Source organism: Thermosyntropha lipolytica DSM 11003 (assembly GCF_900129805.1).
GTDB classification, from domain to species: Bacteria; Bacillota; Syntrophomonadia; order Syntrophomonadales; family Syntrophomonadaceae; genus Thermosyntropha; species Thermosyntropha lipolytica.
The window spans coordinates 1-10,486 of the sequence record NZ_FQWY01000051.1 but is presented as its reverse complement, the minus strand read 5'-3'; the positions used below and the strand labels follow the sequence as shown (position 1 = coordinate 10,486).

The following is a 10,486-nucleotide window of genomic DNA, read 5'->3' as shown; positions in this document are numbered from 1 at the left end:
GTATGTTCATAGAAGTAGCTTTTATGTTCGATCAGGAAATAGATAAAAAGGTCTTCTCCGCTTTTTAACCTGGCTTTGAAGAGAAGATCAGAATAGGCTTCTTTTAGTTCTTCATCTATGAATCCGGTCTTATTGGAAGTAAGGTTTGATAGATCAGCTATCTTTTTTATTCCCTCCGGCAGGATGTAGGCGAGAAAACTCCCTGCTATGCGGGGATTTTCCAGGTATTTTTTGGAAAACCGGTCATGGATGTTTATTTCGCTCATGAAAGGGCTCCTTCCCATATATCAGGTATCCATCAGGTAAAAAATTTTTCAATAACTGCCGTCCCCTGACGGGGATTTGGTTTTGTAACCGTTCTGACAACCCTTGGAACGAACCCGTTACCATTTGGGAGTTTCCGTCCCCTGACGGGGATTTGGTTTTGTAACACTTGCTAAACCCGATGCATACTGCTTTTTAGCAGTCTAGCGTTTCCGTCCCCTGACGGGGATTAGGTTTTGTAACCCTGTCTCCTGAAAAGCCCATCTGGCAAGGACTTAAGCCCTGTTTTGCGGGGGAGAACTTTTGCAGGAACCAAATATGAATCCTTCATCCCTGTTTAAAGGCTTCTATCCCCCTTTTTTTCGGCAGCGGGGGAGATAATACCCGTCAATCTCCATAACTATATTTTATCATTAAAAATTTCCTGCTGCTATGAATTTTCAATATAGCCTGTCTCTTTCCTGACCATTCCCCTCTCTTTTCTTCTATCACTCTTACTCCTCCCATTCCCAGGGATGTTTTTATGCCCAGGCCGGAAAAGGCAGAGTAGCCCAAGAGCATATTTATAAGCGCAACCATAGGTGATGGAGCCGCTATTTTTATACTCATCCTCCCGGCAAAAGCAGGAATAAATATTTTTTCCAGCGGGAAATACCTGGTTTCCAGACGGTATCCGCTGATAAAGCTGTGTTCAGCCAGGGTAGCTGCCAGGTTTTTTTCTTCCAGCGACACCTTATCGGCAAACTGGTTCCAGCGGTTTATCAGATTTTGATATATGAGATGAAGGGACGGGAATATCTGATATTCTCCCCCGGAACGAAAAGAAACCGGAGTTACCATTTCCATTTTTACTACCCGGGAAGGAGTGCTTTCCAGATAATACCTGTCAGCCAGCTCTTTATAGGAAGCAAAGCTGTAAACCAGCTTTTTTTCCCCTGCTTTAAAAACTTCTTTTTTATGCCTTATTTCTATACAGGAAAAGTCTTCTTCCAGCAACGGGACTATGATTTCCTGGCAGGCAGTCCGGTCTAGAGCCGAAATGTGCCATATAGCCTCCTGCCCCTTTTTTTCAACATACTGGCTGAAAGGTTTCATTTCCGACTGGTGTAGCAGCCGGGCATAATCAGGGCTTACTCTTTCCATAAGCCACCCGTGAAAAAGGGAGCCCATCTGATAGGAAGGAATATTTCCTTTTTCATCTCCAGCCAGGGTTATTTCCAGATGGGCGATCTGCATTACAGCTTTACCTCCTCTGCTATATCGATCCGGCAAAGGCCGGTGGCATAGTATTTTCCCGCATAATAGGCAATTTTCAAGGTGCGGGGCGAAATATCCTTATCCAGAAGGCGGTGTCTATGTCCTTTAAACTGGGTATCCAGGATGCTGCTTACCGTCCTATTTTTATCCCGGGCCAGGACAGGTATCAAGGTTTTGGTGTTAAAACCGGCATGACCTCCCAGGATAAAGTTGGGCCTTACCTGGTTATTACAGGAAAAATAATAATCTATATCTTCTTTTCCGGCTACCTGGTCAAAAACCTCCCGTCCCAGAAGATCTGGTATCCTTTCTTCCTGCCAGGCCAGTATTTCTTCTAGCTTTTCCTTTTTTCCCAAAGGAGTTCCTTTTAATCTATCCGTATCCAGGGTAAGATAAAAGCTGGTTTTAGTTCCCGGCTTCAGAAATTCTATATACAAAGGGAGCTTTTTCAGGTAGCGACTGTTTTTCCCTTTATAAGTGGAAAGCCTTAGACTGCGGGTTATAAAAAGATCTTCCCCTTTAAGGGGCAGGGTGTCACTTATGCTGAAAAAGCGGAAACCATCGCGCAAAGAAGCATTTTGCACATCGATATCCACCTGCGGGGTGTAATTCTGAACTATTCTGTCCATCCGCTTTCTATTATTTCTGTCTTTTAAAACCTGCCCGGCATTTTTTCCGTTATTTTCTAAGATGGCGGCTTCCAGCTCTCTCCATTCCGGTGAAACAGGATTTTTGCTGGCCGTATAGGAAATTATAAGATTTCTCAGGGCGCCTTTCAGGCTGCTGCCGGGGATATAAGGCTCTTTCAGTCCGCTGCGTACAAAACAGCTTATATCGTTTAAGTCGGTAATATTCCGCTCCGGGCTTTCCAGTTTTACGGCTTCTCTGGCCAGCAGGGCAAAATTGCTAATTTTCTTTCCCTGCAGCCATCTGCTGAGGTGCAGGTTATTGGCATTGGGGTTTCCGCTTCTTTCCGTTTCTTCCCCTGCCCTTTTCACATAGCCTATATAGTCAGACCAGAGATTTTTGACCTTCAGAAACTTTATAAATTCAGCCTCATTCAGGAGGTAAACCAGTTTTTTCTCGGGATCGAAAATATACTGGCTGCGGTTAAGTTTCGCCTCACTCCCTCCCCCGATAAACACCGGGGTTAGCACTGTCAGGTCCAGGCGGTAAGTCTTAATCATCATCAAAATCCACCCCTAACATCAAGGACTTGCCGTAACGGTAAACCGGATGACGGCCAGATAAGGAAACATCGGGGATATCCCCCTGCAGCCGCCGGGGAAAAAGGGAGCCACCGGCAAACATTATAAGCGGCCGGCGTTTGACAAAAAAGTCGTTATAGGCTGGAGATTGAACAAAACCTTCTCTTCTTATCAACCGGTAATATGATTTTTCCAGCAGATCGTCTCCCAGCTCTTCCTGCCGGGGATAGGTAACGGACAGATTAAGGTACCAGGCAGCCTGTTCTTTCTTGAGCAGGGAAGCTATGGTATAATCATGCTCATTCAGGCAGTAATCTTCTTCCAGCTCGTAAGGATCATCTTCCAGTTCAAACCATCCCCACCCTGAAGTCCTCTTGCCTCCTATGCCGGAATAGCCGAGAGAATTTATGAGCGCAGTATAAAAAGGAAGCCTGTCTTCTTTATCTATCCCCAGTATAAAGTAAAGCCCGCAGCGGGGGGCAAAAGAAAAGGTGCCCACATAATAAGGCTGGGGCTGGGACTGATAATTGAGAGCCACCCTTACCCGTAAATCATAAACGCCAAAAAACGGGCTCCATATCCCGTCATCCGGCAGGCTTTCTCTCTTTCCCCGCAGATAGCCAAAATAATCTTTTAGCCCGCCGGCTGGAATATAATCCATTTTCTTAATCTTTTTGCGGTTTTTAATATCGCTTTTTCCCGGCGTCTCCGGATAAAGCGGCCGCGGTATATAAAGGATGTCTTCAGCATAAGGCATAAGGTCTGACAGCAAAAACCTGCCGCTTTTCGCATCTTCATAGAGCATGCGGGCTTTTTCTTCGCCCCCGCATTTTAAAGCTTCTATATACAGAGCCGAAAAAAAGGTATCGGCATGGCAGGCCATCACGGTTTTTTCCAACCCCAAAGCTGGAATATCGGCACCAAAATGCACCGGGGCATGAAATTGCAGCTTAAAGTAATAGAAAAACATAAGCCTATCTCCCCTTGAACTTCAATCTTCAAACCGCACTTCTTAAAACGGCCGCTTCATCCAGTTTTTTCTGTAAATCCGCGATTTTACCGCTTCCTTCCCAGGCTATGGGGGTGATTTGAAACTCCTTAAGGGCTATCCTCCCATTGCCTCGCGTTCCTCCTCCGCCCAGATAATCATACTGCAGGAGCTTTAGCCCTAAAGCTATATTCTCGAAATCTTTTTCTATATCTTCCTCATTTTCTATATTGTAAAGCAGGGTAAAATCAAACTCGGCTCCTGCCGGCACCCTTTCTATCTGGCGGGGAGTAGCTACCCCGAGAAGACGGCTTATGGTATTTTCAAATTTTATCTCCGTAAGGTAGAGATCTGTTTCCATATTCTTTATCTTTTCCACACTGCTCCGCTTCATAAAAATATCCGGAAACTGCAGCCGGGCAGCTACTATCCTGCGCTTATCGCCTTTGCCGGAACTGCTGCCAAAAAGCCGCTTTAATACCTCAGGCTCATCTTCTATTTCGATATAAGGTCCTCCGGGCATATAACGGGCCAGCAGGTTTCTCATCTTGCCTTTGACTGAGCTCCCTGGTATAATAGGCTCTTTGGTCAGGGGGTCTCTTATCACGATACTGTCCACCGCTCCAATGCTGGAAAACTCCTTGGCTCCTCCGATATGTAGCCCTGACAGCAGGCAGAGATCAGCCGTTATTTTTATTTTTCCTGCCATTTTTTGCATATAACTCATCATTCCCCGCCTCCTTCGTATTTGTGGAAAGCTGTAATGGCTTCCATAAGCCGGCAGAATTCTTCGAATTTTTCCGGGTTATTGCCGATATTTTTTATATCAGGTGCCAGGTGATTATAAAATTGTTTCAGCTTTTCTTTTTTGTAATTGTTATTTTCCCTTCCTACCTGATAAATGAGCTTAACCTCCAGAAAACGTATCTCCTGCTCCATTTCCGCTGGCAGCTTATCCGGCTTTCTGCCATGCTGGGAAATGTAATCATTTTTAAAAATCCGGTACTTGTTCTCCAGACGGTTAACCCCGGCCAGGAATTTGCGAATCTGGGAAGTAGTGATAGCCAGTTTGCCATCATTGCCTTTCATGTCTTCTACTATACTCCTTGCCCTTTCAATAAGATCCTGGCTTTTAGCTGCGGTCTGCGCCATAATTTTCACCCTCCTCTTGGCGATTAATATAGATTAAGAGATGGAGTGCAGTTATGAGCTGCCGGCACTCCTCTTTATCCGTAGCCCAGACATAAAGTTTTCGCTTCAGTTCCTCATAAGCCTTCCGCGTTGCCTCCCCGGCTCCTGAAGGTACCTGGATCCGGGCCAGCTGGTAAGCCAAACGGGCCAGGTTTATCCTGCCTTTATCATCATTTATTTCGGTCAGGAAAAACAACAGGCGATAGAGCAGGCTCATGCCGGCTGCTATTTTCCCTTCCGGAGGCGGCGAAGCTTCCAGATGCAGCACCTGGTTTAAGAAATGGTATTTTTCCCCCAGGACTTTTTCCTTAAACTCCTGCCAGTGGTAAATATGATTATGTTCAGGATTAAGTTCATCCCATCCGAAAAGGCATACCGCATTCTTTTCCCCTAACCGGCTTTTATACTCCTTGGCCCTTTTTTCCATCTCGCCTGTAAGATTTGCCATCTGGGAGATAGGAAATCCCGGGCGGTAAAGCCCAATACCAGCAGAAAGGGTTAACTTCCCTCCACTGTAGCGGTTAAAAGCTTCGCTGAGATCGAGAGCCAGATCGATCACTTCATTCCAGGCCCCGACGATAAAAAGGTCATCCCCTCCGGAATAGACGATGGCCAGGGCAGGCTCTTCCTTTTGATCCGGAGTCAAATGTACCGGTGAAAGCCGGTTTTTCCCCTGGCACAGTAAATTTATATAATACTTGAAGAAAAGCGACAGCTGCCGGGACAGGGTAGCTACCCGGCTCAAGCTCAAAAACCGGTAAGGATCTTTTCCTTCCTGTTTTAATCCTTCGGCAAAAACAAACCCCAGATTGTCAACATCGGCTCTCAGAACGCCCAGCCTTTTTATCCCCTTGCTGGCTGCTGCCAGTTCCTGAAAGTCGATATAGCCTTCCTCTTTATTCTGCGGTTCCCGGCTATAATTGCCTACCCACAGGTTGGTAGCCATATTTACCCCGGTATAAAGCCGGTTTACCGAATAGATCCTCACCGGCAGGTTTCCTTTTTCCAGATCCTTTCTTACCCTTTCTTCATCAGCAAAACCAAGGTACATCTCTTCTTCTCGCAAAGCCGGTATTTCCAGGTAAAAATCGGGATTATAAGCCGGCTTTTCCCTATCCACTACTATAAGCAGGCTGTCTTTTTCCCTCCCTAATTTGCCGCCTATATTGCGCAGGGACAGGCAGTTCTGGCAGATTACCATTCCCTGCTGGAAAGGATCATCAAGCAACATCCCGCTGGAAGTGCGGCATACCGGACATTCCCTCCCGGCATCAATATCCGGAGGGTTAAAAAATATTTCTTTTCCTATTTTCCCGCGGTAGCGCCTCATTTTGCCTATATTGGCCCGGTAAGCCAGCTCATTAAAAGCCTTCTTCAGCCTGCTTCCCCCTTCTTCTCCCTTCCCGGCCAGTACATCACCGCTTACCGGCAAGGTTGCCATCTCTATATAGAGGGAAGTTGCATATTGCTTAAAAAACCAGCGGTTGAATTTTTCCCGGGCCAGGGCAATAACTTCCCTGGCCTGTGCGGTATTAGGGAGCAGGAGGCGAAAATGTCCTCCTCCGCTGTATAAAAGATGGGCCCGGGAGAGGTTTAAAGCTTCTAAAATTTCATCTGCCATATGTTCACACATCAGGTCAAGATAGAAAGAACGAGCGCGGAGGGATTTTAAGGCCCCCCTGGAGGAGATGGTATAGATAAAATCCTGAATCCCGGAAATGTCAGCTAGCACCAGCATAAAAGCCTCTTCCTGCCGAAATCTGCGGGCATTATCCTCATCCATAAATAATGCTTTATAATCAGTTATCCCCTTTTCCTGCAGGTACAAATACATGGAAGCAGCCAGAGCAGCCGTTATTTTCACATGGTCAAAAAGAGATATGTCAGGTATCTCCCCCTGGTAAGTGCTGGAAGGAATAAAGCTGGCTACTGCTTCCATAATCTTTAACACCGAATCAGGACTTTCCAGATTATAGTTTATTTTGCTCAGGTTTTCTTCCATGTAATGCCTAAGACGGGCATAGTCACCCGGGGTGAGGGTAAAGTTTTTCTCCTGCGGATAGGGAATTCCCTCTTCCAGCCGCAGGGTAAAAGCCCGGTAACCCCGGGAAACTCCTTTTTCGCGTCCCCCGAGCAGATTGAACACACTTTCTAAAGGTGTATAACGTTCAAAACCTTGCTTTCGGTCCTCTTCATCTTCCGGACGGCGGTCTAAAGCAGAAGCAATATTGTCGGCCTCATAAACCAGGTAGGCAGGATGTGAGGGAGGAAGTCCGGATCTCCTCAAACTTTCTTTATGATGATACCTTACTATATCGATAACGGTTGATTTATCAGGAATAACAAACTTTTCTTCTTCTAAAAGCCGGGCTCCCTCTTCACTGTGGGATAGATGTTTTTCCGCACGAAAAATAATCTTGCCTGTATCATGCAGAAGAGCGCCCAGGGTGATGGTTTTCACCTTGTCAGCCATAAAATTCTACTCCTTTGGCTTTTTAGCTTAATATTTTCGCCATAAAAATATGTATTCCTGCATATGGAAATAACAATCTATAGTTTCATTTCTTCAAAATTCCTGTAGTTCTCCCTCTTTACCCCTTTTTGCAAAAGTTCTTCGTAATTATCCCCATGCCGGGCCAATTCACATATATATACCTGTTCCCCATCATCATAGAAGAAAATCCTCTCTTTGGTCCCCCGGCTGAAAGGATAATCCAAACAGTCAGAAGTATCTACCCGGCGGCTGTAGGATTTCCTCACCTGCTCAATAGCCAGCCTTTTCAGGAGCCGCCTGAAAGTTTGCTGCACCGTGGAATCAAGCCTTTTATAATAAGCCAGGGCCCGGTCAGATATCATTACCTTATCTGCCTCTCTTTGCAAATCGCAAAAAGCTTCGTAATAAACCGTCCCTGCCGGGGAAAGGGTTATATATCCTTCCTCATCTTCCTCCAGAAAAAGGTTTATTTCCCCGGGAAGCTCTTTAAGCCTCCTTGCCACTTTTTCCTTCCGCCTGAACTCCGAGCTGATCCAGTTAAAAAAATCTCCATACTCGACAAATAACGAAGGATCCCAGTCCACAGGCAGGGAAGGCATAGCAATTACATCCTGAAACACTTCGTGAATGTAATAAACCGGCACTTTAAATATAAGGCCAACCAGGGTAGCATAAGCAATTTCCGCCTTAAATCCGCCGGTAGCATTTATAACCGGCATTATATCCTGACGACGGCTCAGGCGGATTTCCTCAATCAAGGTATCAATAAGCGATTTAAGACCCCGGGTAGCAAAGGTGCTGTGGGCATAGCTCAGGTTGTCTATTTCTTTTATCCGGGATTTAACCCCTTTTTTCTCATAATAGCTCTGCAGAGTATCAGCACATATCTTGCCCTCCCTAGTCTGAGAGTAGAGAAAAACGATTTGATCACCCGGCTCTAAAATGCGGCTCAAGGAATTAGTTTCCGCACTGGCCAAAGCTTCTCCCTTTTTTTCTATAAAAGATAGCAAAAAAAACTCCTCCTGATTTTCTCCTCCTTCCCGCCGGCAGTTGGTTAAGAGTGACGTCCCTACTGTACACAAAATCTTGCGCATCACCAAACCCCCTCTAGGTTTATAAAATCAAAAACCTGGAGCTCATCGGCCAGGCATTTTCCCTGCCGGGAAATAAAGGCTTCGAGAAGAGCATTCACTGTTCGTTTGAAAGCTTCATAAGCTGCCGGTTTAATAAAAGCAAAACCGTGGGCAAAAATAGTATTATTGCGCATATTGCTCTGTTCGCTTATCTGTTTGATATTTACATTTTGTACCAGCGGATCATCCAGGGCCTTGAGAAGGGCATAACCATGCAGAAGCGATATCTTATCCGGCAGCTCTGCCGGAACCGATAGCTGAGCTTTCTTATAGATCTCGGCCATTTTTTCATATAATTCTTCCTTTTTCATAGGGAGCTTTTCATATTCAGGTTCTGCTGTATCTAAACCATAGTTTAGCAGCAAGGTAAACTGGGATATCATCTCCAAAGTGCGGTAGAGAAGAAGGGTTGCCATATCCAGCTTACCCTGCCTTTCCCGGCGCAGGGCATTAGTATAGATAGTCATTACCAGAGCTACGGCAAATTCCGCATTCAGGGCTTCTGTTATGTGAAAATCCTTTTCCTGTATAGGGGCTAATCTATCCAGATAAGCAGCCTGTTTCTCTAAAACAGGCAAGATCTGGACAAATCTGGGAGCAAAATCTTCATAGCGATATTGCCTTATCCTGTTTATCAGCTCTTTTATAACTTCACCTGCTTCTTTTATCTCCAGGTTATCCCACCGATTATAACTGCGGCAAAGGAGGTAATGAAGCTCAAAATAGCGCGGATCAGGCACTTTTCCCATCAGCTGTTTATAAATTGAAGCAGCAGAATGATAATTATACTGCCCTGCTAGTCTCTGGGCATTTTCCGCTTCCAGATCACCAAAAACTGCAAAAGGATGCTCAACCTTTATGAGCATCTCTGACCCCGGCCGGGGGCGACGTAGATCATTTAAATAAGCCCCTTCCTCATTGCCGAGATAATAAAAATCAGCTGCTCCCAGTACCGTTCCCGCCAGGATAAGACCAGCCGACATTGTTTTCGTCCCTCCGGTAAAATCCAGAGCCAGGGTTTTTATTCTTTCCCTTCTCCTCCAGCAATAGTTTTTTATTACCTGGTAAACCTGAAGTACATCATTGCTGTCGTTTATCATCTCCCAATAGACCGCCGACAGAGGTATTACCGGGGCTATGTGCTTGTACAGGCTATCGAGGTGTCTCCTGCTCTCTTCCGTGCAGATAAGCAGAACCTGCCGGGGAGCAAGGAGGGAAATAACATGAGCTGTTCCTGCCCAGGCCCCTCCCAGAGTAGCTATAAAAAGATCGTATTTCTGCTTATAATGCTCATGCTGCTGGCAAAATTTCTTAATCGAAAGGGGAAGGATTTTTTCATTATATAAACTTTCCGCCTCCCTCTTCTCCCCCTTCCGTTCCAGTTCATACCATTCGCTTATATACTTTGCCAACATCTCTCTTTCCGTTTCCTGCCAATCCATAGCCTGTCCCCCCTGGATTCCTGTTTGTTTCCTGGTTTTTACTTTTTATATTCTCACCCCGGCCCGCAAAACCCTCTTTTTTATTCCCGCTACCTTACCTCATATACTGAGCTTTCTCTGCCCCTAGCCGGCTTGTTTTAAAATCACCTTCTTTTCTTATAATTGTTTCACGTGAAACAATTATTAAAGCCGGCAATATGTTAACTTTTGCCGGCCTATTATAAAGTGCGGAATAAAATCTTCCTTATCTAACTTTTTTCTCCCAGACACAACACAAGGGGACGGTTCCTTTGTGCTGTCCTGCATTTATACCGTCCCCCTGTATTTTTTAATTCAGTTTTTTCTTTAACTCCTCTATCTTCTCTACTGAAAGCCCGGTAATCTCGGCTATAGTTTCTATATCCAATCCTTTTTGTAAAGCATTCAGTGCTGCTTTTTCTATTCCTTTTTCTATTCCTTGTTCTATACCTTTGGCTATCCCTTCCTGTATCCCTTGTTCTCTACCTTCC

At 45.4% G+C, this 10,486-nt stretch carries 9 protein-coding genes and 1 pseudogene; all 10 read right to left on the bottom strand.

Features of this window, described 5'->3' with window-relative positions; translation table 11 throughout:
• A partial coding sequence (locus BUB92_RS10240) for an Rpn family recombination-promoting nuclease/putative transposase (protein WP_200774263.1) occupies nucleotides 1-266 on the bottom strand: 266 nt, incomplete at its 3' end.
• A 385-nt stretch (nucleotides 267-651) separates the two neighbouring features.
• The gene (gene cas6 / locus BUB92_RS10235) at nucleotides 652-1,500 is read right to left on the bottom strand and encodes a CRISPR system precrRNA processing endoribonuclease RAMP protein Cas6 (protein ID WP_073093429.1); all 849 of its coding nucleotides are present in this window, start codon (nucleotides 1,498-1,500) and stop codon (nucleotides 652-654) included.
• Nucleotides 1,500-2,711, bottom strand: a complete 1,212-nt coding sequence (gene csm5 / locus BUB92_RS10230; RefSeq protein ID WP_073093427.1) for a type III-A CRISPR-associated RAMP protein Csm5 — start codon at nucleotides 2,709-2,711, stop codon at nucleotides 1,500-1,502. The genes cas6 and csm5 overlap by 1 nt, the downstream gene beginning before the upstream one ends.
• Nucleotides 2,701-3,699 carry a type III-A CRISPR-associated RAMP protein Csm4 gene (csm4, locus tag BUB92_RS10225; protein WP_073093425.1) on the bottom strand — a complete coding sequence of 333 codons (999 nt, stop codon included), beginning with the start codon at nucleotides 3,697-3,699 and terminating at the stop codon, nucleotides 2,701-2,703. The genes csm5 and csm4 overlap by 11 nt, the downstream gene beginning before the upstream one ends.
• 28 nt (nucleotides 3,700-3,727) lie before the next feature.
• Nucleotides 3,728-4,447, bottom strand: coding sequence for a type III-A CRISPR-associated RAMP protein Csm3 (csm3, locus tag BUB92_RS10220; protein WP_200774261.1), 720 nt, complete (start codon nucleotides 4,445-4,447; stop codon nucleotides 3,728-3,730).
• Nucleotides 4,444-4,869 carry a type III-A CRISPR-associated protein Csm2 gene (csm2, locus tag BUB92_RS10215; RefSeq protein ID WP_073093422.1) on the bottom strand — a complete coding sequence of 142 codons (426 nt, stop codon included), beginning with the start codon at nucleotides 4,867-4,869 and terminating at the stop codon, nucleotides 4,444-4,446. Before csm2 ends, csm3 begins: the two co-directional genes overlap by 4 nt.
• On the bottom strand, nucleotides 4,850-7,381 hold the full coding sequence (gene cas10 / locus BUB92_RS10210) for a type III-A CRISPR-associated protein Cas10/Csm1 (protein ID WP_073093420.1): 2,532 nt from the start codon (nucleotides 7,379-7,381) through the stop codon (nucleotides 4,850-4,852). The genes csm2 and cas10 overlap by 20 nt, the downstream gene beginning before the upstream one ends.
• A gap of 77 nt (nucleotides 7,382-7,458) precedes the next feature.
• The gene (locus BUB92_RS10205) at nucleotides 7,459-8,496 is read right to left on the bottom strand and encodes a putative CRISPR-associated protein (RefSeq protein ID WP_073093418.1); all 1,038 of its coding nucleotides are present in this window, start codon (nucleotides 8,494-8,496) and stop codon (nucleotides 7,459-7,461) included.
• On the bottom strand, nucleotides 8,496-9,977 hold the full coding sequence (locus BUB92_RS10200; protein ID WP_073093417.1) for a TIGR02710 family CRISPR-associated CARF protein: 1,482 nt from the start codon (nucleotides 9,975-9,977) through the stop codon (nucleotides 8,496-8,498). Before BUB92_RS10200 ends, BUB92_RS10205 begins: the two co-directional genes overlap by 1 nt.
• A 328-nt stretch (nucleotides 9,978-10,305) precedes the next feature.
• A pseudogene (locus BUB92_RS11595) lies at nucleotides 10,306-10,486 on the bottom strand (Rpn family recombination-promoting nuclease/putative transposase); the annotation flags it as partial.

What these genes read in the sequence shown, in the direction of transcription:
- BUB92_RS10200 (WP_073093417.1), bottom strand. Translation starts at nt 9,977, where the DNA reads ATGGATTGGCAGGAAACGGAAAGAGAGATGTTGGCAAAGTATATAAGC.
- cas10 (WP_073093420.1), bottom strand. Translation starts at nt 7,381, where the DNA reads ATGGCTGACAAGGTGAAAACCATCACCCTGGGCGCTCTTCTGCATGAT.
- csm3 (WP_200774261.1), bottom strand. Translation starts at nt 4,447, where the DNA reads ATGATGAGTTATATGCAAAAAATGGCAGGAAAAATAAAAATAACGGCT.
- csm2 (WP_073093422.1), bottom strand. Translation starts at nt 4,869, where the DNA reads ATGGCGCAGACCGCAGCTAAAAGCCAGGATCTTATTGAAAGGGCAAGG.
- cas6 (WP_073093429.1), bottom strand. Translation starts at nt 1,500, where the DNA reads ATGCAGATCGCCCATCTGGAAATAACCCTGGCTGGAGATGAAAAAGGA.
- BUB92_RS10205 (WP_073093418.1), bottom strand. Translation starts at nt 8,496, where the DNA reads ATGCGCAAGATTTTGTGTACAGTAGGGACGTCACTCTTAACCAACTGC.
- csm4 (WP_073093425.1), bottom strand. Translation starts at nt 3,699, where the DNA reads ATGTTTTTCTATTACTTTAAGCTGCAATTTCATGCCCCGGTGCATTTT.
- csm5 (WP_073093427.1), bottom strand. Translation starts at nt 2,711, where the DNA reads ATGATGATTAAGACTTACCGCCTGGACCTGACAGTGCTAACCCCGGTG.